Origin of the sequence: Sphingobacterium sp. LZ7M1, from assembly GCF_024296865.1 — a bacterium.
Classification (GTDB): Bacteria; Bacteroidota; Bacteroidia; order Sphingobacteriales; family Sphingobacteriaceae; genus Sphingobacterium.
The window spans coordinates 3,953,802-3,979,987 of the sequence record NZ_CP101134.1 but is presented as its reverse complement, the minus strand read 5'-3'; the positions used below and the strand labels follow the sequence as shown (position 1 = coordinate 3,979,987).

The window sequence follows — 26,186 nt, the reverse complement described above, 5'->3', positions numbered from 1 at the left end:
GCGTGTCGGTAGTTAAGAAATTTGTCAGCGATACGATGATCTATGGTCTCTCGACCATCTTATCCCGAATGCTTGGGTTCTTGATGACCCCTTTCTTTACAGGGAAGTTTCGTACCTCCGTGTACGGAGTTTTCACCAATCTTTTTTCATATGCTTCCCTGCTGAATGCTGTCATAGCATTTGGAATGGAAACGACTTTTTTCCGTTATCTGCAAAAGGAGGACGCTGATAAAGATCGTGTATTCGACAATAGTTTCTTGATTACCCTATTTACCACAGCAATTTTCCTTTTGTCTGTGTTCACTTTTACAGAGCCCATTGCCCATTTTTTAAGTGAGGGAGAAAATGTACCTGATTATATTCTGTACGTCAAGTTCTTTGCGCTGATCATTGCTGCCGATGCGATCGCAGTAGTGCCTTTTGCCAAACTGAGAGCAGGGGGGAGGCCAATTCGATATGGTTTGGTAAAACTGATCAACATCTTGGTCTTTATCACTGTCAATTTTACCTTGTTGGCATGGTTGCCAGAATGGAACAAGAACTCGGAATTTTTCAGGGAATTCAGTGCAGGTTGGTTTCGTGAAGGCTGGTTAGGTAATGTGTTTATTGCCAATTTAATGGCCAGTCTGGTTACTTTACTATTGTTGATTCCGCAGATTGCTGGATTTAGATTCCGACTGGACAATAAGCTGATCAAGAGTATGCTGAGCTATTCTTTCCCGATCTTGATTGCCAATATCTCCTTTATTATCAATGAAAATCTGGATAAGATCATGTTCCCGCGGTTGGTGCCAGGAGAGCAAGGGGAAATGGACCTTGGTGTTTATGGGGCGGTAGCAAAAATTGCCGTTTTCTTAAACCTGTTTGTCACTGCATTTAGATTGGGTGCAGAACCATTCTTCTTTTCTTATGCTAAGAACGAGAATGCGAGGAAGACCTATGCCATGATTATGGAATATTTCGTCATTGCGATGGTCATCGTGATGATTGGTTTATGTGCCAACCTTGACTGGTTAAAAGCCTTTATACGGGGATCTAAATTAGAGCCCGAAGCCTATTGGTCAGGACTGTTTATCGTTCCGATCTTGCTCTTCAATTATGTGCTTTTGGGAGTGTATATGAACCTGTCCATCTGGTACAAACTATCCGATCAGACCCGATATGGCCTGTATATATCTGGAGTAGGGGCGATTATTACCATTATTTTGAACCTCATTCTGATTCCTCGCTATTCCTATGTAGGAGCCGCATTGTCTACCACTAGTGCCTATGTGGTGATGGTTGGACTTTCCTATTTCTGGGGACAGCAGAACTATAGTATTCCCTATAACAGCAAGAAGATCCTAGCTTACCTTTTTATGGGACTGATTGTCTCTTGGTTTGCTTATTTTGGACATTTCTGGATAGGCAATCTATTGTTTATCCTGTTTTTGGGGGCTGTGTTCTACTTAGAAAAAAACACCTTGTTCAAGATCCTGAAAAGGCGATAAGCAAAATATGGAGTCAAAAAAAGTCGCTTATTCCTAAGCGACTTCCTCTGCAAAATTAAATCTTATTTCTTCCAGTACTTCCAGGATTTCATTGACATCCTGTAGGCTGACTAGTTTCATTCTATAATCCTTGAAATTAGGAATTCCTTTGAAATAGTTGGCATAATGCCTCCTCATTTCAAAAATTCCGGTTTTCTCACCCTTCCATTCAATGGACTTGGTCAGGTGGGTATGGCAGATATCGACACGTTCTGATACCGTAGGGCCGTCTAGGCGTTCTCCAGTATTGAAAAAGTGCTTGATTTCCCTAAAGATCCAAGGATAGCCGATGGATGCTCTGCCAATCATAATGCCGTCAACTTCAAATTCCTGTCTCCAGGCAGCAGCTTTCTCCACAGAGTCAACATCCCCGTTTCCAAAAATTGGGATTTGAATCCTTGGGTTCCTTTTCACGTCCTTGATCATCGACCAGTCTGCCTGACCTTTATACATCTGCGCCCTGGTGCGACCATGGATAGCCAACGCCTTGATACCGATGTCTTGCAGGCGTTCAGCAACCTCATACACATTTTTGGTGTTGTCGTCCCATCCCAATCTCGTCTTGACGGTAACAGGAAGGTGGGTAGCATCAACAACAGCCTTGGTCATCGCGACCATTTTGTCGATGTCCTGCAATAGGCTAGCGCCAGCGCCACGACAAGCTACATTCTTAACCGGACAACCATAGTTGATATCAATTAGGTTTGGATTAGCTGCCGTGCAGATTTCAGCCGATTGACGCATGTGTTCAATATCCGAACCGAAGATCTGTATGCCTATAGGTCTTTCATATTCAAAGATGTCCAGTTTCTGGCGAGACTTAGCGGCATCACGTATCAGGCCCTCGGAGGAGATAAACTCAGTATACATCATGTCCACACCGTTCTGTTTACACACGTAACGGAATGGAGGATCACTGACATCTTCCATAGGAGCCAACAACAATGGAAACTCACCTAAATCAATATGTTCGCCTATCTTTACCGACATTATTTGTTGAAATTTTTACAAAGGTAAACAAAAATAGACAATAGATAAGAGGCACAAGATTTTAGACATTCTAATGACCACCCTTCTTTTGTGTATTATTAGAGGTTCAGTGTCTAGATTTTGTTTACAAATTCCACTATGGCCTCCATCGGATCCTTTGTTTTCATGAAGTTTTCACCGATCAAGAAGGCGTTGAATCCCGCCTTTTTAAGGGCTTTGATGGTTTCAGGGTCTGAAATCCCACTTTCGGATACTTTGATAAATTGATCCGGGATTTTATTGACCAAATCATAGGAGTGCTCCAATGAAACACTGAAATCCTTCAGGTTTCTATTGTTTACCCCTATGGCATCAATGCTGTCAAAAATACTCCTTTGGAGCTCCTCCTCATTGTGCACTTCCAGCAATACATTTAATCCCAATGATTTGGCGTATTCCGAAAGACTTTTGATTTCCTGACGATCCAAGCATGCCGCAATCAGCAAGATAATGTCTGCTCCGTATGCCTTGGCTTCTGCGATTTGGTATTCATCCACGATAAATTCCTTACGCAATAACGGAATTTCTAACACCTCACGTGCTGCGGTCAGGTCTTCCAATGAACCCTGGAAAAAATCCTTGTCCGTCAGGACAGAGATGGCCGAAGCTCCCGCTTTTTGATAGCCAGATACTACTTCCTGTACTGTGGAGGTGCCATTGATCAAGCCTTTTGAAGGTGATGCCCTTTTGTATTCAGCAATGATCCCCGTTCTGTTTGGGTCCAAGATGCTTTCCCTCAGGTTATGGCATTCCCGAGAAAAGAGCGGCATGGCCTGTAAATCTGAAATGCTCAGCAATGCTTTGGCCGCTGCTACTTCCTCTTTCTTTCTGGCTACTATTTTATCTAATATGGTCATGTTATTCTTCTTTTATGGGAATTAATTCTTGCCCTTGATCCAATTGGCGATCAATGTTTTTCCATTATCGGTCAAGATGGACTCAGGGTGGAACTGCATGCCTTTTACATCATATTTCGTATGGCTCAGGGCCATAATTACACCGTTCGGGTCTACCGCAGTAACCTTTAGGTCCTCGTTTAAACTGTCAGGATCCACTGCCCAAGAATGGTAACGGCCGATTTTAGAATCTTCCGGGAAATTCTCGAAAAGAGGTTCAGAAGGGTCTGTCACCTGTATACTGGTAGCCACCCCATGCAGGGGTTTAGGCATATTGTAGAGCTTGCCACCAAATACCTCCGCAATAGCCTGTTGTCCTAGGCATATTCCAAGGATACTTTTGGTTGGCGCATATTTACGGATGACATCCAATAACAGACCGGCTTCCTCAGGAATGCCTGGACCTGGCGATAACAAGATCTTGTCGTATTTCTCGATATCCTCGAGTTCAAACTTGTCATTTCTAACGACTTCATAGCGCTCGTTCAATTCTTGAAGGAGGTGCACCAGGTTATAGGTGAAGGAGTCGTAGTTGTCGATTACTAATATTGGCTTGCTCATTTTATAAGGTTTCCGCTAATTCTAAAGCCCTGCGAAGAGCTGATATCTTATTATTTACTTCTTGTAATTCTTTTTCGGGATCTGAATCCAATACAATTCCAGCTCCAGCTTGATAATGCAGTACATTCTGCTTGCTCAGGAAGGAACGGATCATGATGGCATGGTTAAAATCCCCATTAAAGCCCATAAAACCAATAGCACCTGAATAAAAAGACCTTTGAAGGCCTTCATAACGGTCGATCAGGGTAATGGCCATATGTTTAGGGGCGCCAGATAGGGTTCCTGCCGGGAAGGTGTCACCAACCACATCAAAAGGATTGGTGTTTGGGTTCAACGTTCCGCTGACTTTGGACACCAAATGGATAACATGCGAATAGTATTGCGCCTCCTTGTACGATTTAACCTGCACATGATGGCAGTGCCTGCTTAAGTCGTTTCGGGCTAGGTCAACCAGCATGACATGCTCAGCACTTTCTTTCGGGTCATTTTTCAATTCTTCCGCAATCTTTTCATCGAGGTCCATATTCCCCGTACGCTTAAATGTTCCGGCAATAGGGTAGATGGTTGCCTGATCATTCTTGATCGTTAGCTGGGCCTCTGGGGATGAACCGAAGAGCTTAAAATCTCCATAATCAAAATAGAATAGATAAGGAGAAGGGTTGATCGAACGCAGTGCTCTATAGACATTGAATTCATCTCCCGAAAAAGGAGTTTCAAACGCCCTTGAAGGAACGATCTGAAAAACATCACCTCTCTGTATATGTTCCTTCATTTTATTGACCAAGGCCTTGAAGTCTTCGTCCTTCATGTTTGAAGATTCCTCACCTTTTACTTGGAAGGTATATTCAGGGAAGTTCTTGTTCTGGATCAGGAATTGAAGCCTGTCTAAATCAGAAGGTTCGTTTTCCAATAGGTTTTCAAACACATGCAATTGGTTCCTGAAATGGTCAATTGCGATGACGTATTTGTAGATATGGTATTGCAGCGTCGGAATTTTCCGTCTGTTGTTTTCTTTGGCCGTTAGTTCAATGTCCTCATAGAATTCCACGGCCTCAAAGCTGAAATATCCGAAAAGGCCATTGGAAATCACATTTACATCAGGAACTGGATCTGCTTCAAAAGATTTCCTGAATTTTGAAACCTCTTCCCTCAGGTTAAGATCCTTCGCGTTCTTTACGGTTTTCTTCTGGTTCGGTAGGCTGATGCTCAGTTCGTCATTTTCCAAGATGATGCTGGCGATCGGTTGGCAACAGATATAGCTGATGTTGTTGTCCCGGCTATGGTACTCCGAACTTTCCAAGAGCAGGCTGTTGGGGAAAGTGTCGCGCAGTCTAAGGTAGATGCTTACCGGTGTAGTCGTGTCCGCTAAGATCTTCTTATGGTTAGTTTTGAATTTAAAGTTCATATAAGTGTTTAATAGTTTTCAAAAATAAAAAAAGCCCGACGAAATACGTCGGGCTACCATTCAGTGGTTTTGGTTGATTATGAAAATTTTTATCTAAAATATACCACCTTCCCGACTTATATAGTCAGAAGCCACCAACGGTTAGTATATTGAATTACAGTCATCATTGCATCACAAAATTAATAGAAAAATTGAATATTCAAACTTTATTTGTGAAAAAAGCAAAGATTAGGCAGGATTTTTAGTCATTTAGCAAATCCGGTCTTCTTTGTTTCGTTCGTATAAGTTGTTGCTCATGACGCCATTCTGTGATTTTGGCTTCATGTCCACTCAATAGAATATCAGGTACTTTATGGCCATTCCAGTCTACCGGTCGGGTATAGATTGGCGCATCCAATAGGCCATCTTGGAAGGAGTCGGAGAGGGCAGAGGTTTCGTCGGATAGCACACCTGGAATGATCCTGACGATAGAATCTACCAATATGGCTGCCGGTAATTCCCCACCTGACAGTACATAGTCACCGATGGATATTTCGCGGGTCACGTAAATGTCCCTGATCCGTTGGTCAATCCCTTTATAGTGCCCACATAATATCATGATATTCTTGGCTGAGCTAAGCCCATTGGCGATCCCTTGGTTTAAGGTCTCCCCATCTGGAGTCATATAGATGATCTCGTCATATTCGCGCTCAGATTTTAGTTTCTCTATACACGCTGCAAAGGGCGCAATTTGCATGACCATTCCGGATCCACCACCATAAGGATAATCGTCCACTGATTTCTGTTTGTTCACGGAATAATCTCTCAAATTGTGAACATGGATGGAACACAACCCTTTTTTTTGCGCACGCTGAAGAATAGAATGAGCAAAGGGGCTGTCCAATAATTGGGGTAATACGGTGATGATGTCAAAACGCATACGCAAATGTACATGATTATTGGATAAAATAGGTTTAAAAATACATTTATGAAAAGGGAATAAGTTTTGGTTAACAATTTCTTATTGTAAAAATAAATTAATCTATTTCATAGTATGAAATTAATTTTTATTACACAGATATATTTTATTTAATGACAAATAGTAAAAAATTTATCCATAATCATAAAATATGTTCGAAATCACTCCTTTTCAATTAACCATAAACGATGTAAAATATAATTTTAATAGTGTTTTAAGTTTAATTTCGAAAATTTCAAAAAATAAATGCCCTTTTTTTGCATCCCCAACAGCATATAAATAGATTTGGCGCTAGTTTAACAATACTAACTTTTTGCCAAGAAAAATTAGAACCCAATTTTTATTAACTAAAAACAAGAAACATGAAACAAAGATTACTCAGTGTTCTGTTGCTGTGTACTATGCTAATTGGCGTCGTGCATGCACAAGATCGGCAAGTGAGTGGTAAAGTGACAGCGGCATCTGACGGCAGCCCTATTGCAGGCGCTTCAGTTAGAGTTGTAGATCTTAATTCCGCTACACAAACTGATGAATTTGGAAATTATTCAATTTCCGTACCAGCGAATGGCAAATTAACCTTTTCCTACATCGGTTATGAATCCCAAACCATTACCGTTGGCTCCCAAACAACTATTAATGTGCGTTTAGTTGGTGGAGAAAATGACCTGGAAGAAGTCGTAGTAACTGCTCTAGGTATTGAAAGAACTAGAAAATCAATCGGTTACTCGGTTCAACAAGTAAAAGGAGAGGACCTTACACAGGCTAGACAAGCAGATTTAAACACTGCTCTAGCGGGTAAAGTTTCCGGTATCCAAATCAGAACTGGTTCTGGTGCTAAATTCGGTACTGCAGCTATCCGTATCCGTGGTATTAATAACTTGACAGGTGGTAACCCAATCTACGTTGTGGATGGTGTGATCACAGGTCCTGAATATGTTAACAACGACGATATCGAAAGCCTATCCGTTTTGAAAGGCCCTGCAGCAACTGCGCTATACGGTCAACGTGGTGCAGAAGGTGCGGTCGTGATCAAAACCAAATCGGGTAAAGCAACTCCTGGAATCGGTATTGAAGTAAACCAAGCCACTTCATTTGAAAATGTTTATGGCTTACCAGCATATCAAAACGAATATGGTGGTGGTTACAACCAAGAATTCTCTACGTTTAAATACAATCCTGCTATTCATGCTGATTATTTGAAAGCCTTAGACGGTGCTCAATATTACAACTTCTCAGCGGATGAAAGTTGGGGTCATAAGTTGGACGGATCAATGATCGCACCTTGGTACGCTTGGGATCCACCCATCCTAAATTCGGTCAATTAGCCGCTTTCTCACCTCAGCCAGACAACGTAAAGAGCTTCTTTGAAACTGGTGTTACGGCGAGTACAAACGTTGCGGTTTCGAAAAGAACGGATGATCTAAATTCAAGACTTTCTTATACCAATTTGAGCAGAACTGGGGTTATGCCTAATTCTAAACAAGGTAAACACTGGTTAGGTGCTAATGCAGCTTTGAATTTAAGCGATAAATTAACGGTTAGCACGAACCTCAACTTTATTTTTGAAAACCGTTTCAACACTCCTATCGACGGATATAGCTCAGGTCCGCAAAGTTCATTCAACCAATGGTTTGCAAGAAACTTGAACATGGATGATCTTAAAGATTACCAAAGACCTGATGGTACGTACAGAAGTTGGAACATGATTTCTCCAACCAATACAGACCCTAAGTACTGGGACAACCCGTATACACATGTGTACAAAAACATTTCGAATGATATCAGAAAAAGACTGTACGGAAACGTAAGTGCAGTTTATAAATTCAATGAAAACTGGAAAGCTTCTGCAATCGCTCGTGGTAACTTCTTTAACGGTGAGCAAAACTCTAGAATTGCTTCCAACACACTTAGCCAAGACGAGTACTACCAATACTTGAACAATCAACAAGAATTGAACTTCGTAGGTAGTATTGATTATACAACTAAGGTTCAAGATTTTGATATTTCAGCTGCTGTTTTCGTAGAAAACAGAAGAAACAAACGTACATATACTGATGCACGTACTGCAGGTGGTCTAGCTGTTCCTGATCTGTATACCCTTTCAGCGTCCAAAAACAGACCTACCCTGAACTCTTTCTTAAGCGATTATAAAGTAAACTCCCTATACGGATATATTACTTTAGGTTTCAGAGACTTCTTATTCTTAGAAGCTAATGCTAGAAATGACTGGTCTTCAAGTTTACCTAAGAAAAATAACTCCTACTTATACGGAGGTGTTTCTGGATCATTCTTGTTCTCTGAATTTATTGAGTCAGATTGGTTCAGCTATGGTAAATTAAGAGCTTCCATCGCTCGCGTTGGTACGGATACTGATCCATTCAGGGTTGCACAAACTTATTCCATCGGAAATCCTTATGGCTCTAGTCCTTTATTGACAGTGCCTAACCAATTGGTGAATACAGAACTTAAACCTACGCTATCTTCATCTATTGAAGTAGGTACGGAATTAAGATTCTTCCATGACCGTTTGACTTTTGATTACAACTACTACACACGTTCATCAAAAGACCAAATTATTCCTTTGACGGTAACTTCAGCATCTGGATATGCGACTACAGCGATCAACGCTGGTCAAATTGACAACTGGGGTCATGAGTTCTCATTAGGTGGTACCCCGATTAAGAATGATAATTTCTCCTGGAACTTGAATGCAAACATTGGTATCAACAAAAACAAAGTTGTTGAACTATACGAGGATCCAGTAAATAATATCGTTGTAAACAACCTTAGGGTTACAGTGGATGGTACCAGAAACTCATTTGGTTTCGTAGGTGCACCGGTAATCGCTGTTAATGCCCGTAAAGGTGAAGCATTCGGTATGTTGACTGGTTCAGGTTTCAAAAGAAATGATAAAGGCGAAAAAATCGTTGGAGCTGACGGGTTTTATGTCCCTACTTCAGGCGACGTCGATCTAGGTTCTATCCTTCCTGATTTCACAGGTGGTTTAACTTCACAGTTCAACTACAAAGGAATTACTGCAGGTTTCTCGCTAGACTTTCAAAAAGGTGGTAAATACATGTCTATTTCTTCCATGTTCGGTAATGGTTCTGGATTGTACGAAGAAACAGCAGGTGTGAACGATAAAGGAAATCCTAAACGTGATCCAGTTGATCAAGGTGGTGGTGTTCTCCTTGATGGTGTGAAAGAAGATGGAACTCCAAATGATGTGTATGTTGATGTTCAGCAATTATATCAAGACAAATTGAACTCAGGTAACATTTGGGAAAACTGGGTATATGATGCTTCATATATCAAAATGCGTGAAATCAACATCGGTTATACTTTCCCTGACAGAATGTTTGGTAAAACTCCATTCAAGAAAGTTTCATTAACCCTGATTGCACAAAATCCATTCTTGATTTATGCTAAAAACAGAAACTTTGACCCTTCCATCTTAGAAGGCTCATGGTTCGAAGGTGGTCAGTTGCCTAACACAAGGACATTTGGTTTTAATCTAAGGTTTAGCCTGTAAATCTATTAAGTTTATGAAAAAGAAATTTTTAAATACAATACTTGGATTTGTTTTGATTGGTCTTTCAGTTTCTTGTACCAAAGATTTTGAAGAGATTAACAAAGATCCAAATAATCCAGCCGATCCTAATACCGAGCTGTTGATAAGTAATGTGATCCGTCAAATTGGTAACCAAGGAAACGGTATCGCTGGTTGGGCAAAGGATATATATCCCCAGTATATGGCCGAGATTCAATATACCAATGAGTCTAGGTTCCAAAATAAGTTCTATGATTTTTCAGCTTATTACAATGGGCCATTATTGGATGCACAAACCATCCTTAATTTAAACTCTGATCCAGCAACTGCAAACTTACCTTATGTTCAAAAAGGTGGTAGCACGGATAACCAAATTGGGGTATCTCGAATTTTGAAAGCTTTCTTTTATCTGCACATGACAGACAGATGGGGAATGTTGCCGTACTCAGAAGCCTTAAAAGGTAAAGAAGTATTGACACCTAAATACGATACACAAAAGGATATCTACACTTCTTTGTTGAAAGAATTGAAAGAAGCAGCTGCGCAATTAAAGACTGGTGAAGCATTAAATGGTGATATCCTTTTCCAAGGGAATGTTTCTAAATGGGTAAAATGGGCCAACTCTTTACGTATGGTTGCTGCTATTCACTTAGCGGATGTTGATCCAAATTTAGCTAAAGCGGAGTTTGCTAGTGCTTATGCTGCAGGAGCAATCGCTAGTAATGCTGACAACGCTGTTTTTGCTTACCTGAACGATGCCAATAACCAAAACCCGCTTTATAACAACTACTTCGTTGGTAAAAGAACGGATTATGCGGTAAGTGAAAAAATGATCGAAACGTTGGAAGACTTAGCTGATCCTCGTCTGCCAGTTTATGCAGAAAAAGTGGTTCAAGGGGGTGGTTATAAAGGTATGCCTTATGGTTTGGCCAATGCGGATGATGATTTGAACCAAGAAACTGTTTCGTTGATCGGTAAAAAATTCACTGCTCAAAACTATGGTTTGCCAATCACAACTTATGCACAAATTCAGTTTATGTTAGCTGAGGCTGCTTATCGCGGTTGGGGAACTGGAGACGCTGCTACTTTTTACAAAAAAGGTATCGATGCATCCATGCAACAACAAGGGGTAACTGCGCCAGCATCCTACTTTACGCAAAGTGGTGTAGCTTATAGTGCAGCAAATGGTTTGAAGTTGATCATTACCCAAAAATGGTTGGCTAACTACCAAGCAAATGGTTATGAAAGCTGGGTGGACTGGAGAAGAACTGGATTCCCAGAGTTACATCCTGGTCCGGCTCCTTTGTCAATCGACAAAAAGATCCCTGTTCGTCAGGCATACCCGAATACGGAAGCTGGCTTGAATGGTAAAAACTATGAAGCAGCTGTTGCCGCACAAGGTCCAGATGAATTGAACACCAGACTTTGGTGGGATACCAAATAATAATATTACCTATGAAGGGGCCGTCCAATTTATTGGCGGTTCCTTTATTTACAAGTTCTTAAGATATATCGAGTAGATGTCTAGGGTGTTCCGATCGAAATTGAAAAAGTAACTAAATAATATTGTGTTTGTAATAGGCGGTTAATGCTTAGCCCTAAGATAAACTGCCTTTATTAATCGGGGTTGAACAGTGTTCAATCCCGTTTTTTTTTTCTCCGCTTAGCTTCCTAAAAGCTGCTTTTCAAGGTTTTGTGAAATGAATAATATTTTTGTTCTTTAATCGTATGTAATATTTCTCTTAGGGAAATATTGTGGATTTAAAGGTTTTAAACCCATTTTTGTGTTCAAACACCCATTTTGACCAAGAAATTAAAGAGATAATCTTAAAGTAACATGCATTTTACATTTTTTATGTAATAGATATATTTTGGCGAATTATTGAATTTCAATAAAGACCGTGTTGTGAGAAGTGTTTTAGGGATAAATCGAAATTATATTCTGATTAACGAACATGATTATGACTGATGTTTTGAAATTCTGTCCATGCAGTGATGAATGTTTCGTTATTGTTCTCTAGATATTGCTGGTTAGCAATGCATATCAAATTTTACTTCTTCTTAAAACTTGTTTAAACATCTAAATACGCTAATATTTTACCAAATTTTCAATCTTGAATTATAAATATCAGTAATTCAGCAGGATAAGGGAATAATAATCTCGTTAATATTAAAATTATTTTATTCAAATCAGTCAAATAACTATTAAATGACTGCTATTTATTATAAATTTTAACGTAGAATCTTATAATAGTTGACAATTCAACTTTTCTGTTACCTATTTGATAAAAATAATAGGTTACAGGAATTTATTTGTGAAATATTTAAGGTAAGTCTATATTTGTCGACTGTTTAACAAATTTTAACAGACTCTGTTTTAAAACTTTTAATTAATAGCAAAATTTATGAAACACAAATTACTCAGCTTAATTTTTGTGTTAACCTGCATGATTAGTGTAGCGTTCGCACAAGATCGTCAAGTGAGTGGTAAGGTAACTTCGGTTACTGACGGAGCACCATTAAGTGGTGTATCAGTAGCGCTAGTGGGAACTAGTATTGCTACTCAGACAGACGCAGATGGAGGTTACACGATTACTGTAGCGGACGGTAAGACGGTATTGAACTTCTCATTTGTAGGATATACTTCTAAAAGAGTAGATGTTGCTAACCAAACAACTGCCAATGTACAATTAGTAGAGGATGAAATGTCTTTGGATGAAGTTGTCGTTGTAGGTTATGGTAGCACAACCAAAGAAGCTTTTACAGGTTCTGCAAAAAAGGTTGATGGTACGAAATTGCAACAAAAGAACACTTCAAACGTGTCGCAGGCAATCGCTGGTGAGGTAGCTGGTCTTCAAGTGACCAATACTACAGGTCAGCCAGGTACTGCTTCAACAGTACGTATCCGTGGTTTTGGTTCGGTTAACGGTAACCGTGACCCATTGTACGTGGTGGATGGTGTGCCTTTCTCAGGTAACATTACTTCCATCAATAATGCAGATATCGATAATGTAACGGTATTGAAAGATGCTGCTGCAACTGCTATCTATGGTTCTAGAGGTGCCAACGGGGTAATCGTAATCACCACTAAAACAGGTAGAGGTCAGAGCTCATTTATTGAAGCTGATGTTAACTTCGGTACAAACATGTCTTTATTGCCTCGTTATGATGTGATCAAATCTCCTGAAGATTATATCGGGTTAAGCTGGGAAGCTATGTACAACGAAGGTGTATTGGCTGGTGAAGACGGTGCTGCTTATGCTAACGAGTACTTATTCTCAGATAGAGGTATCAATCCATTGAACAACCTTTGGAACGTAAGTTCAGTGTCTGATCTAATCGATCCTGTAACTAGAAAGGTTAAAAACAATGTAACTAGAAAGTTTGATCCTGAAAACTGGGAAGATCATGCTTTCCAAAATGCAGCTAGAACTGACCTTAACGTTAGGTTCGGTGGTGCAACAGATAAAACAAACTACTTTACCTCATTCGGATACTTAGGTGACAAAGGTTACTCAATCAACTCTGATTTCGAAAGATTTACAGGTCGTTTGAGCTTAGACCATAAAGTGACCAACTGGTTGACAGTGGGTATGAACACCAACTACTCGAAAGTAGAAAGAAATACAGGTGGTCAATCGGAAGACTCAGGAAGTATTTTCTGGTTCGTTGACAACATCCCTTCTATCTATCCTTTGTTTGAGCGTGATGAAAACGGAAACAAAATTGATGATAACATCTTCGGTGGTTATGTATACGATTATGGAACGAACTCAGGCCGTAAATTCGGTTCATTAACCAATGCGATCGCTGATGCAACTTATGACATCAAACGTCACAAACGTAATGAATTGAACGGTAGAGCCTATGTTAACTTCAATATCATTGATGGTTTGACATTCGAAAACTCCTTAGGTATCCAATACTATAACAATATCTACAATGACCGTGCAAACAAATTCTACGGAAGTTCGGCATCTCAAAACGGTTCATTGTACCAAAGTCGTACAGAGCTTAACTACTTCAACTTATTGAACTTATTGCGCTATAGAAAAGATTTCGGTGATCACTCATTGGAAGCATTGGTAGCACATGAGGCTGTTAAGTGGGAAAGCAATATCTTGAATGCCTCTGGTTACAACTTAGTGGACAACAACATCCTTGATTTCAATAACGTAATCGTTTCTAACCCAGTTAAATCTTATACGGAAGCTTACGCTTTGGAAAGTTACTTCGGACAGGTTAACTACGATTACAAAAATAAATACTACTTATCCGGAACAGTGAGAAGAGATGGTTCTTCAAGGTTCAAGAAAGATAAATGGGGAACTTTTGGTTCATTAGGTGCTGGTTGGATTGTATCTAACGAAGACTTCATGCAAGACCAAGATATTTTCAATTTCTTGAAATATAAAGTTTCTTACGGTGTTCTTGGTGAGCAAGCTGGTGTTGGTTACTACCCAGGTTACGACTTGTACAGTGTAGATAACTTGAACAACAACCCTGCATTCTCATTCGTAACTAAAGGTAATGAGGACTTAACTTGGGAAACTTCCAAAATGTTCCAAACTGGTATCGAGTTCGAATTAGGTAACTATATCTCTGGTACAATTGAGTACTATGTGAAAAATACCGACAACTTAATCTTCGATAGAGGTGTTGGTCCATCAATCGGTTACCCTACAATCAAAGTAAACGACGGCCAGTTAAGAAACCAAGGTATCGAATTTGATTTAGTAGGTCACATCCTTAAAGGTCAAGATTACTATTTAGATCTAGGTATCAACGGTGAGAGTTTCAAAAACAAAATCACTAAAATGCCTATCGAACCTTCCACCAACTTACCTAAGGAAATTGATATCCAAGGTGTTTATGGATGGTCTAAAGATCACTCTCTATACGATTTCTACATGAGAGATTTCGTTGGTGTAGATGCTGAAACTGGTGAGAGCCAATTCAAGGTGTTCTATACGGACAACAATGCAAACGGTCAGTTTGACACTGGTGAGCAGATCACTTCATTGGCTTTGTTCGACAACCCAGAAAATAAAGAGATCAAAGAAGGAACTACAACAGTATACTCTGAAGCAACTCAACATTATGTTGGTAAATCTGCTATCCCTAAATTAAGAGGTGCAGTGAACTTGAGAGCAGGTTACAAAGGTTTCGATTTAAGCGTACAGATGTTGTATAGCTTAGGTGGATATGCTTATGACGGTGCTTACGCAATCTTGATGAACAATGATGTGATCGGTGGTAACAACTGGCACACGGATATGTTCAACAGATGGCAACAGCCTGGTGATATCACCAACGTTCCAAGATTGAATAATGACAATGATGTTGGTGTAAACTCTTCATCAACTAGATTCTTGACATCTGCAAATTACTTGATGTTGAACAACGTAAGATTAGGTTACAACTTCAAAACTAATGTGTTAGATGCTATCGGTGCAAAAGCATTAGGAATCTGGGTTTCTGCAGATAACTTGGCTATCGCTTCAGCGAGAAAAGGATTCAATCCTTCAACTCACCAAGCTGGTTCATCAAGTATGTACAGATACTCTCCTTTATCAACTGTAAGTGCAGGTTTAAGAGTTAAATTTTAATAGTTAGATAAACAATGAAAAAGTCATTAAATATAGTGTTGATTTCATCCCTGTTGTTTACTGCTTCTTGTAGTAAAGACTTCTTGGATGAAAAACCAACAGAAGAACTTTCAACCGAACAGTTGGAAGAAGCTGCAAAACAAGACCCTGCTTTGTTAAAAGGTAATATTGCAGGTCTTTATTCAACCATGTACAATTTATTCTCTGCGCAAGGTGCCGCTGAAGAGAGCCATGACGACTTTGGTCAAAAAGGTTATGACATCTATACAGACATGTTGTGTTCTGATATGGTGTTGGCTGGAAGAAACTATGGCTGGTATGATCAAATCGCGCGTTACATCACGACAACTGATTATACTAAATTAGAAGCTAGCCACGCTTGGAAATATTACTACAAAATCATTTTCGCTGCCAATACTGTTATTGATGCTTTGGGTGGTACAGATGTGGAAATTCCTGCTGAAGATATCGAACAAAGACATATTATGGGTCAGGCTAAGGCGATGAGAGCTTATTCATATTTCTACCTAGCAAATTTATATGCTAAAGAGTATGGTACTGGTTCTGAAATGATCTTACCGATCTATACTTCTACTGATCAGCCTAACCAACCTTTGTCAAGCACCAAGGATGTTTATGACCTGATTGTTTCTGACCTGAATACGTCTATTGCTTACTTAGACAACTTCAACAGAACAAGTAAAGATCAGATCAACAAATACGTAGCAAAAGGTTTGTTAGCTTATGCATTAGGTGCTAGAGGTACACAAGCTGATTGGCAACAAGTGGTTACTTTGACCAATGATATCTTGGCCAATGGAGGATTCCCTTTAACTACAAAACGTGAATCTGCTGCTATCCTAAATGAAAATGGTATTGTAACAAACCCTGAGTCTGGTTTCAACAATGTAAATACTCCAAGTTGGATGTGGGGTGTTGACTTGACCTTAGCGAGTAACCTTGACTTGGTTTCTTGGTGGGGACAGGTAGATTACTTTACCTATAGCTATGCAGCTGCAGGTGACCCTAAAACTATCGATAAAGGTCTTTACGACAAAATTCCTGCTGATGACGTGAGAAAATCTCAATTCAACGCTAAAAACTTAATGCCAATGAACAAATTCTTTGCACCAGAGCGTAAAGCAATGGGTCAAAGAAATGTGGTTACGGATTATATCTATATGCGTGTGGATGAGATGCAGATCTTGAACGCTGAAGCTTATGCGAACTTGAACAATGCCGCTTCTGCTGCTGAGTCTTTGAAAAAAGTAGTGAGCCTAAGAAAAGCAGATGTAAACTATATTTCTAACCTTTCTGGCCAAGCTTTGAAAAATGAAATCTATTTACAGACTCGTATCGAGTTCTGGGGTGAAGGAAAAAGTTACCTAGCGATGAAACGTAATAAAGCGACCATCACTAGAGGTTCAAACCACCTTTCTTTCCCTGGTCAATCATTCAGATACAATGATGAGAAATTGACTTTCCCAATCCCTCAAGTGGAAATTCAAAATAACCCTCAAATTTAATAGACTAATTTTTAATTGCTATATAAGCCTTCAGGATTTCCTGAAGGCTTTTTTTATTTCCGAAAATCCTATCCCCCAGACAGCGCTTTTCCCTCTTCGATGATCTTAAGGATATGGGTCAATTCCGCCCTGATTTTCATCTCCTCCTGATCAGGTTTTATTCGAGACATATTCGAGACATATTCGGGAATCATTCGGAAATCTCCCCAGTATTTTCCGAAGATTTTCTGAACAGGAACTGAGTAAGGATTGAGGCATGTAGCCAAAGTTCCGAATGTGTCTCGAATAAGACTAGGTTGAATTTGGCAGTTCTTGAAATTAATAGATACAAAACTTGTTTTTCACCCTAGCTGTTTTTCATTATTCCCATTTCTGCTCAATAACTATCGGAATTTATACTAAAGCGCAATAATTGAAGGTTAAAATTAATCTAAACAATAGATATTGGTTGAGGTTTCAAGTTTATTTTTCTGATAATTTCCTTAAAATTAACAAATACTACCTAATATTCTTGATTATATTAAAAATATTAACGAAATTTAGAATATATAGTTAATAAAGTTATTTAGAGCCAATTTCAAGTTAATATTTAAACAAATATTAAGTATATATAAACTTTTATTACTAAACAATTAATTTATGAAACAAAGACTACTCAAATTTATTTTTGTGTTCATATGCCTGTGCGGAACAGCGTATGCGCAAGATCGAGAGGTTACTGGGAGGGTAACTTCAGCGAGTGATGGAACGCCATTGGCAGGAGTGTCGGTAAGTGTGGTTGGTACTTCTGTAGCAACCCAGACTTCAAGTGACGGTACCTACAACATTTCAGCCAATGCAGATGCATCATTGCGGTTTTCCTATGTAGGTTATCAGAGCCAAACGGTGAAGGTTGCCGGCCGAACCAGTATTAACATGGTGCTGAATGCGGGCGATGAAGCCATCGAAGAAGTATTGGTGACCGCACAGGGTATTGAACGAACAGCCAAATCCATTGGTTATGCAACCCAGAAGGTCGGTGGGGAAGACCTAGTTCAGCGATCGGAAACCAATGTTTTGAATTCATTGCAAGGTAAGGTTGCAGGGGTGACGATCGGAAGTGCTTCTGGTCAGCCAGGTTCTTCGACCAATATCAATATCCGTGGTATTACTTCCTTTGGTGGTAATAACCAACCATTGATTGTTGTCGACGGGATTATTTTCAGTAATGATACCGATAACAGCCAGAATACCTTGTTTGGTTCTCAACCATCCAATCGTTTAAATGATATTCCACCGGACAATATCGAGTCGATCAACATCCTGAAAGGGCCTGCTGCGTCTGCACTATATGGTTCAAGAGCGTCGGCTGGGGTCTTGATGATCACGACCAAATCGGGTAAAGGCTTGGGCGGTAAGACCGAGGTAACCTTAAACTCTTCGATGAACTTCCAAAATGTGGGGTACCTCCCGAAATTTCAGGAGATGTATGGACAGGGTTCACAGAACATCTATAATAATCAATCTACACTTTCATGGGGACCAAGATTTGGAACCCTGGAAGAGGTAATCCAAGGGGGTACAGGATTAACGGTGCCCTATAGAGCGTATCCAAACAATATTAAAGATTTTTATAAAACAGGATCTTTTTATCAAAATTCATTGAACCTTGCTGGGGGCGATGAGAAGTCCAATTTTGTTGCAGGTGTGTCAAGTACCATTCAGAAAGGTATTGTTCCGGAAAGTAAGTACAACAGACATACTGCCAATATCGGTGGGAGCAGGAACTTGGAAAATGGAATTAAGATCAGTGGTACTATCAATTACGCTAAAACTAGCCAGCGCGGAGCGACCATGGGAAATGGTGGTAGTGCTTTTGGACAGATTACCCGTATCCCTATTTCCTATGATCTGCACGGTACACCTATATTAAGCCCTGCTGGTCAAAGACAGTATTTCTTGCCAACGCAAAATAGTCCTTTATGGAGTATACAGAATGAGTTTTTCCAATCCGAAGTAGACCGTGCCTATGGTAACTTGGTTGTGGGCTATGATTTCACAGATTGGTTGAGTGCTTCCTATCGGGTTACTGCTGATACCTATTTTGACCAGAGGTCGCAGATCCAAAGGCCGGGTGCTGCCCGTGCACCACTTGGTACCATCGATGAAGACACGAGGTTCAGAAGTGAACTAAATGGAGATTTGATGATCACGGCCAAAAAAGATGATATTTTTATGGAAGGCCTGGATGCAAACCTGCTTTTAGGTCAAAACATCAATAGTCGTTCTTATCGATATTCAGGGGTAATCGGTAGTTCATTGGCTATTCCAATGTTTGACAATGTGAGCAATGCCTCTGTATTTACTTCGTCTTATGCAGGAAAAACCTTGCGCAGATTGATCGGTTATTATGGTCAGTTGAGCTTAGGATATAATGATTACCTATTCTTGGAATTGACCGGAAGGGCGGATCAATCTTCGACGCTTCCTGAAAAGAACAACACCTATTTTTATCCATCTGCCTCTTTGAGCTTTGTCCCTACAACCGCCTTTGAAAATTTACGAGGAGAAATCTTATCCTATTGGAAAATCAGGGGTAATGTGGCAAGGGTAGGCCGTGATGCCGATCCTTATCTGTTGAGTTCCGTTTATGGTCCAGCAGGATATGGTAACAATACAGCCAATATCACTTTCCCATTATCTGTTGGGGGTAGCAGTATTACAGGGTTTCAGATTGGAAGTACAATAGGGAACCCTGAATTAAAGCCTGAATTCGTGACTTCCTATGAAGTGGGAACTCAATTGGGCTTGTTCAATAATAGAATAGACTTGGATTTTACTTATTTCAGTACCAGAAGTGCGAGCCAAATTTTTGATGTAGCGGTGTCAAATTCATCGGGATACAATTCCTTTACCTCGAATATCGGTGAAATGACAAATAGGGGTATTGAGGTTTTGCTAGGGGGATACCCAGTTCGAAAAGACAATTTTAGCTGGCATATCAACTTCAATTTTACCAAGATCAGAAATAATGTCGTAGCCATTTTTGGCAAGGAGCCAGTCGGCGGTGATGAAGTCACCAGTACGGTAATTCCGGGTATCAATAGTTTTATCGGTATTGCACCATCCATTGCTGAAGGGTATCCTTATGGTGTCATCGTTGGTGCGCAGCATGCCCGTAACGATGCGGGTCAGTTCCTGATCAATCCTGTAACCGGTGGATTTGCGCCTGCAATAGGAAATAGAGTAATCGCCAGTCCGCAAAAGGATTACACCTTAGGATTTACTAACACCATCAATTATAAAGGCTTAAGCTTAATGGCCCTTTTTGATATCCAAAAGGGTGGTCAGATTTTCTCTTTCTCGCAAGTGGATATGCGCAGCGGTGGTATGGTAGATATTACAGCCGTAGACAGGGATAAGCCAAGGATCCTTCCAGGCGTTATCGAAATCAAGGATGCAGATGGAAACGTGACGGGATATAGACCAAATGATATCCAGATATCTTCACAAGCCTATTGGCAGGGCCTAGGCGGTATTGGTTCAGAGGCCGCGGTGTTTGATGCCACCTCTTACCGTTTACGAGAGGTTTCCTTGAATTATACCTTGCCAAACTCCTTATTGCAGAAAACACCATTTGGACAGATATCCGTAGGGGTAAGCGGTAGAAATCTTTGGATGTTTGCACCGGGTTTCCCTGGTGATCCTGAGATGAATACACAAGGTGCCGGTAATGTTCAAGGTATGGACCTGAACGGTGCGCCAACCGCCAGAAATTATGGATTTAATCTAAGAGTTACCTTCTAAAAATTGAACAATGAAAATCATAAAAAATAATATACGGAAAATATCGGTTTTTGTTCTGTCGCTTTCCTTAGTCGGCTGTAGCAATTTCCTTGATGTCAATGATACACCAAATAACCCATTGAAAGTGCCTGCAGCGACTTTGCTGCCGACGGCGCTTGCAGGTACTGCATTTGCCAATTCCAATGAATTGAACAGGTTTGCTTCTACGATCATGAGTGTTACTGCTGGAGCTTCTGGAAGCCCTGCTGGTTGGGATCGCTATATTACGAGCGGCGATGATTTTGGTAACCAATGGTCTTATGAACTGTATGGTGGCGCCATGGTCAACTATCGTAAACTGATCGATGTGGCTAATCAAGATAATGGCCCTGCCTATTCAGGTGTTGCCAAGATCATGTTGGCCCTTACTTTTGCCATGACCACCGATGTCTGGGGCGATGTACCCTATTATGAGGCTTTGATTGGTGATCAGGGTAAAACCACACCGGTGTTAACCCCACAAAAGGATATCTATTTGGGCAATGTTGAAGGTTCCCTAGGAAACCTATTTGACTTGGTTCGCTCCGGTCTTGCAGACCTAGAAAAGGAGAGCCCATTAAGTCCTCGAGTGGATGATATCGTGTATGGCGGAAATATGGAAAGCTGGAAGCGTGCAGGAAACTCCTTGTTGTTGAAATTAGCCATGCAGATCAGTGCTGTAGAGCCGGCACAATCTAAGGCAATCCTGCAGGAGATCATCAGCAAGAATTACTATATCAATAGTAATTCGACAAACCTAGCGGTAAACTTTGGTGGACAGGTTGGAAGTCAGGCTCCCATTTGGACGTTGACCCATAACTCCCTATTCCAAAATGACCTGTTGATCAGTACCCGTTTCGTGACCCTATTGACCGATAAGAAGGATCCACGTCTTGAAAGGTTTGTGACCAAACCTACCGGTGAATATGTGACCCTAGATAATGGTTTTGCGGGTACAGCACCTCCATTCAATGACAGGTCTAAATATAATGTCTATGTAACTGGGCAAAGTGGTGAGGGACCAACCCGTTTGATCACCTATGCACAGACTTCCTTTATCATCGCAGAAGCTATTGTTCGCCATGGGATTGCTGGGGATGCTCAAGCTATGTACCAACAAGGGATTCGTGCATCGATGTCAGATGCTGGGGTAACAGCCGCTGTAATCGACAAGTATTTTGCTGATAATGCAGCTGAAGTGACCTTAACTGGCACGGATGCCCAAAAGATCGAGAAAATCATTACCCAAAAGTATATTTCCCTTTTCTCGAACGGATTGGAGCAATGGAACGATTGGAGAAGGACCGGTTATCCTGTCTTGGCAGAACATCAAAATGCAGCAGGTATTGATGGAACCAGACCGGTGCGCGCAGTTTATATATTTGCAGAACAGCAACGTAATCCGAACTTTCCACAGGGAAGTGATGTGCCAAATTCGAATGTAAAAGTATGGTGGGACGCTAATTAAACTATAATCGATGAAAAATATAATCAATACTATCATAATTGCTCTTTTTGTCACGCTGTTTTCAGCTTGCAAAAAAGAGTATACAGACCTATATAAAGATAATAGACCTGATATTCCGGTTACCTATGAAGGTGCCACAACCTATGGGTTTAACCCTTACATCACGCAGCCGCTTAGCAAGAATGAGATCAGTTTTACGTTGACCATTCCATCAGGGTCTGGCAGGACAATTAAGGAAATTTCTAAGGTGCTGGGTGGAACGACAGCGGTTAATGCTGGAGGGGTGAGAGCGGGAACCTATATTGCTGCTCCCATTCCGGGAAATGGAAATAGGGCGGTCTTCAATACATCCATTGCTGCTTTTAAGGCCAGTAGCGCAGCCAATAGAACATTAGTTGAAAGATTTGAGACAAATGCTACGGCTACTCAATTACAGATTGCTTTTATGTTCCTGTTGAAACTGGACAATGACCAGGAAATTATCCCTGTTCAAGCGCAGGTTTGGTTGACAAAATAATGTATTCTTTACCAAACATAGATTAAAAAGAGAAAGGGGCAACAGATGTTGCCCCTTTCAAATTTCAATGATTTATCCTTATGCTTGGGCAGCTAGGATACTTAGTTCCTGTGCAACACGTCCTGCCATGTCTGCAAATGCCTTTGCCACAGGTTCATCCTGATCTAAGGCAATTGGGAAGCCATTATCTCCAGCATCGGCCACAGATTTGACCAATGGAATCTCCCCTAAAAACGAGACTTGGTTGTCTGCTGCTAGTCGCTTGCCACCGTCTTTTCCAAAAATATAGTATTTGTTGTCCGGAAGTTCCGCAGGTGTAAAGTAGGACATGTTTTCAATAACACCGATGATAGGCACTTTTACGCCTTCCATCTGGTACATGGCCATCCCTTTGATCGCATCAGCCAAGGCTACTTGCTGAGGTGTTGTTACAATCACCGCTCCTGCAATAGGATAACTTTGTGCCGTAGTGATATGGATGTCTCCAGTACCTGGAGGCATGTCCACGATCAGGTAATCCAGTTCTCCCCAATCCGTGTCGCCAAACAATTGTTTGATTGCTGAAGTTGCCATCGGACCTCTCCATGGAATTGGTTGGTTCGGGTCAGTAAAGAATCCAATGGACAGAAGCTTTAACCCATACCTTTCGATAGGAACGATTCTGTTTTTACCATCTGGACCTTGAGAGGACTGCGGTTTTGCACCTTCCACACCAAACATCAATGGTACCGAAGGGCCATAGATATCGGCATCCAATAATCCGGTTTTTGCACCGGTATTTGCTAGGGCCAAGGCCAAGTTTGCTGCGACGGTAGATTTTCCTACGCCACCCTTTCCAGAGGAAACCAAGATAATGTTCTTGATGTTTTTCAATTGAGCGGTATCAACAGCGCGAACCCTCGCCGTCATGTTGATTTCAACTTCTACTTCCTTGGAAACAAATAAGGCAATGGCGTTTCGGCAGGCATGTTCAATATGTCCCTTTAGTGGACAAGCAGGTGTGGTGAGTACCACATCAAATTTTATTTTATTCGGTAATATTTCAATGTTTTCGATCATGTTGAGGGTTACCAAGTCCTTTTTTAGATCTGGTTCTTCCACATGACCTAAAGCATGTAAAATCTGTTCTTTAGTAATCATGGATTTAAATTAATTTAACAAAGCTAAAGAAAGAAGCTCAATATCTTGTCATAATGATGTTTTTAATGATTTTTGCATATTTTTACCATAATCTTCGGTTTTCACATTAATATATGTTAGACGTAAAAAATATCAAGATTCCCGATTTCAGTTTCGTTAAGAAGAGATGGTTCATTATAACTGCAGCAAGCATTTTAGCCGTGTTGTTAATAGGTTTTATATGGGCGATGTCTGTGCGTGGGGATATGCTGAACAAGGCTGTAGCCAAGGTGCAGAAGAAATTGAAGGATGATTATGCATTGAATTTTGAAGTCCAAAAGTATGAATTTGCAGGTCTGACCACCGTAGATTTTCAACAGGTAAAGCTGATTCCAGATAGTGCAGAACAACTGGCCGCAATCGATGAGTTCAAGGTGTCTGTTAAATTATTCCCCCTACTTTCAGGAACGGTACAGCTGGATGAATTAGACCTTAAAAACGCGGATATCACCTTGGTCAAGCATGATAGTACTGCCAATTATGATTTCCTGTTCCGCAAGAAGTCTGAGGTAGACAGTATAAAAGAGGTGACCGAAACCAAGACCCTGGCCGAAACCATTGATAATCTTTTGAAGAGAGCTTTTCAGGCCGTTCCGAATAATTTAAATTTAGAAAATGTAAGTCTTTCCTTTCAAGATTCTTCTTCTACCCAGGTGGTGAAGGTTCCTGAAGGGAAGATAGACGATGGTGACTATGATATCGATGTGTTCCTCAATGAACAGGAAGCAAAATGGAATTTTAAAGGAAATATCAATTCAAGCCGTCAGACGGCCAATGTAACCATATCATCGGATAATAAAGATGCACAGATACCCTTTATTGGGAGACGTTTTGGCTTGAATGTGAGCTTTGATGAACTGAGTTTCCATCTGGATAATGTGGCTCGAAAGGGTAAGGAAAGTTTGGAGATGCTAGGTGGGGTCAGTGCCAAGAATTTAAGGGTGAACCACCATCGACTATCCGAAGAAACCATTGTTTTGCCGGGAGGTTCTGCAGATGGGGGATTCCTTGTCTCTGAAAATACGATCGAATTGGTCCAAGGTACCAAAGTGGAGGTGAAGGATTTTTCCTTTCAGCCAAAACTGAAGTTTACGCGTAATCCGAAGAAGATATTGGAGATGGCCGTGCATACCGGTATGTTCAAGGCCCAAAATTTCTTTGATGCACTTCCAGCGGGATTGTTTGAGAACCTAGATGGTATTCAAGTGGAAGGTGACATACAATATGACATGGATTTCAATGTGGATCTTGACAATCCGGATGAGCTGAAGTTTGCCTCCAAGATCGATGATAAAAACCTAAAGGTCAAGAAATGGGGGAAAGCTGATATTGCTGCCCTAAATGGTCCATTTGTCTATGAGGCCTATGAGGATACCCTTAAGATGAGGGATATAAAATTGGATGTTTCCAATCCTAATTTCACTCCTTTGGATCAGATTGCTCCGATCTTGAAGAAAACAGTGTTGAATACGGAGGATCCGTTTTTCTATAAACATAATGGTTTTGAACTGGAGGCTTTCCAGCTTTCCATCGTGACCAACATCAAGGAGAGAAAATTTAAACGTGGAGCCAGTACAATCTCCATGCAGCTGATCAAGAACCTGTACCTGAACCGGAACAAGACCATGATGCGGAAGTTTGAAGAAATCCTGCTGGTCTGGCTCATGGAGCAATCCAAGCAGGTCAGCAAAGACCGCTTATTGGAAATATACCTGAATATCATCGAATGGGGTAAAAACGTATATGGCATCGCAGAAGCTTCAAAATATTATTTTGGCAAGAAGCCTTCAGAACTGACCATCGGGGAGAGCTTGTACCTGTCTAGCATTATTCCTAGACCGAAAACAGGTCTTTCTTCCTTCGATTATACTGGCCACTTGAAACCTTGGGTGATGAAGCATTTCAATACCTATGGCTATATCATGAATAAAATGAACCAGTTGGAAGGGGAGAACGTTCCTGGAAATTATGGATTCTATCAAGTGGAACTACAGCCTAACCTACGTCCGCCAAGGCCTAAGGGAGTGCCAGATTCCATGATGAACCATGATGATATCAAGGATATGGTAGATGAAATCGATAGGGAAGAGCAGATCCGCAAATCCTTATTGGAGAAACTTTTTGGTAAAGGCAGTTCAGAACAAAACGATTAATC

16 protein-coding genes are annotated in these 26,186 nt (G+C 40.7%); 10 read left to right on the top strand and 6 right to left on the bottom strand.

The genetic code is table 11. From position 1 onward, the window contains the following. The first annotated feature begins 2 nt into the window (after positions 1-2). Positions 3-1,490, top strand: coding sequence for a lipopolysaccharide biosynthesis protein (locus NMK93_RS17070; RefSeq protein ID WP_254529019.1), 1,488 nt, complete (start codon positions 3-5; stop codon positions 1,488-1,490). A gap of 33 nt (positions 1,491-1,523) precedes the next feature. Here the strand turns inward: NMK93_RS17070 and dusB are convergent, their stop codons facing one another. From dusB to trmD, 5 genes are all read right to left on the bottom strand, one after another. Further along, on the bottom strand, positions 1,524-2,519 hold the full coding sequence (dusB, locus tag NMK93_RS17065) for a tRNA dihydrouridine synthase DusB (RefSeq protein WP_185213916.1): 996 nt from the start codon (positions 2,517-2,519) through the stop codon (positions 1,524-1,526). A 113-nt stretch (positions 2,520-2,632) separates the two neighbouring features. Continuing rightward, positions 2,633-3,415, bottom strand: coding sequence for an indole-3-glycerol phosphate synthase TrpC (gene trpC / locus NMK93_RS17060; protein WP_254529021.1), 783 nt, complete (start codon positions 3,413-3,415; stop codon positions 2,633-2,635). A gap of 21 nt (positions 3,416-3,436) precedes the next feature. Next, a complete protein-coding gene (locus tag NMK93_RS17055; RefSeq protein ID WP_185213918.1) occupies positions 3,437-4,015 on the bottom strand; it encodes an aminodeoxychorismate/anthranilate synthase component II in 579 nt (192 codons plus the stop codon). A gap of 1 nt (position 4,016) precedes the next feature. Continuing rightward, a complete protein-coding gene (locus NMK93_RS17050; RefSeq protein WP_254529023.1) occupies positions 4,017-5,420 on the bottom strand; it encodes an anthranilate synthase component I family protein in 1,404 nt (467 codons plus the stop codon). A 241-nt stretch (positions 5,421-5,661) separates the two neighbouring features. Next, entirely contained in the window at positions 5,662-6,339 is a 678-nt protein-coding gene (gene trmD, locus NMK93_RS17045) for a tRNA (guanosine(37)-N1)-methyltransferase TrmD (protein WP_185213920.1), read from the bottom strand. A gap of 401 nt (positions 6,340-6,740) precedes the next feature. On the opposite strand from trmD, the gene NMK93_RS17040 reads away from it, so the two are divergent. From NMK93_RS17040 to NMK93_RS17005, 8 genes are all read left to right on the top strand, one after another. Continuing rightward, positions 6,741-7,703, top strand: coding sequence for a carboxypeptidase-like regulatory domain-containing protein (locus NMK93_RS17040; RefSeq protein ID WP_254529024.1), 963 nt, complete (start codon positions 6,741-6,743; stop codon positions 7,701-7,703). Then, positions 7,661-9,910: an outer membrane beta-barrel protein gene (locus NMK93_RS17035; protein WP_254529025.1), complete on the top strand. Its 2,250-nt coding sequence runs from the start codon at positions 7,661-7,663 to the stop codon at positions 9,908-9,910. Before NMK93_RS17040 ends, NMK93_RS17035 begins: the two co-directional genes overlap by 43 nt. A 13-nt stretch (positions 9,911-9,923) precedes the next feature. Then, a complete protein-coding gene (locus NMK93_RS17030; RefSeq protein WP_185217346.1) occupies positions 9,924-11,372 on the top strand; it encodes a SusD/RagB family nutrient-binding outer membrane lipoprotein in 1,449 nt (482 codons plus the stop codon). 1,003 nt (positions 11,373-12,375) lie between these two features. After that, entirely contained in the window at positions 12,376-15,537 is a 3,162-nt protein-coding gene (locus NMK93_RS17025; RefSeq protein ID WP_214656437.1) for a SusC/RagA family TonB-linked outer membrane protein, read from the top strand. 14 nt (positions 15,538-15,551) lie between these two features. Continuing rightward, positions 15,552-17,063, top strand: a complete 1,512-nt coding sequence (locus NMK93_RS17020; RefSeq protein WP_185213924.1) for a RagB/SusD family nutrient uptake outer membrane protein — start codon at positions 15,552-15,554, stop codon at positions 17,061-17,063. A 639-nt stretch (positions 17,064-17,702) separates the two neighbouring features. Continuing rightward, complete coding sequence (locus NMK93_RS17015; protein ID WP_254529026.1) at positions 17,703-20,849, top strand: SusC/RagA family TonB-linked outer membrane protein; 3,147 nt, start codon at positions 17,703-17,705, stop codon at positions 20,847-20,849. Between the two features lie 10 nt (positions 20,850-20,859). Beyond that, the gene (locus tag NMK93_RS17010) at positions 20,860-22,335 is read left to right on the top strand and encodes a SusD/RagB family nutrient-binding outer membrane lipoprotein (protein WP_254529027.1); all 1,476 of its coding nucleotides are present in this window, start codon (positions 20,860-20,862) and stop codon (positions 22,333-22,335) included. Positions 22,336-22,345: 10 nt separating this feature from the next. After that, positions 22,346-22,852 (top strand): hypothetical protein, encoded by a 507-nt coding sequence (locus NMK93_RS17005; protein ID WP_254529028.1) that lies wholly within the window; start codon positions 22,346-22,348, stop codon positions 22,850-22,852. 78 nt (positions 22,853-22,930) lie between these two features. Here the strand turns inward: NMK93_RS17005 and NMK93_RS17000 are convergent, their stop codons facing one another. Beyond that, positions 22,931-23,992, bottom strand: coding sequence for an Mrp/NBP35 family ATP-binding protein (locus NMK93_RS17000; protein ID WP_254529029.1), 1,062 nt, complete (start codon positions 23,990-23,992; stop codon positions 22,931-22,933). 113 nt (positions 23,993-24,105) lie between these two features. On the opposite strand from NMK93_RS17000, the gene NMK93_RS16995 reads away from it, so the two are divergent. Next, positions 24,106-26,184 carry a transglycosylase domain-containing protein gene (locus NMK93_RS16995; protein WP_254529031.1) on the top strand — a complete coding sequence of 693 codons (2,079 nt, stop codon included), beginning with the start codon at positions 24,106-24,108 and terminating at the stop codon, positions 26,182-26,184. Positions 26,185-26,186 lie beyond the last annotated feature (2 nt).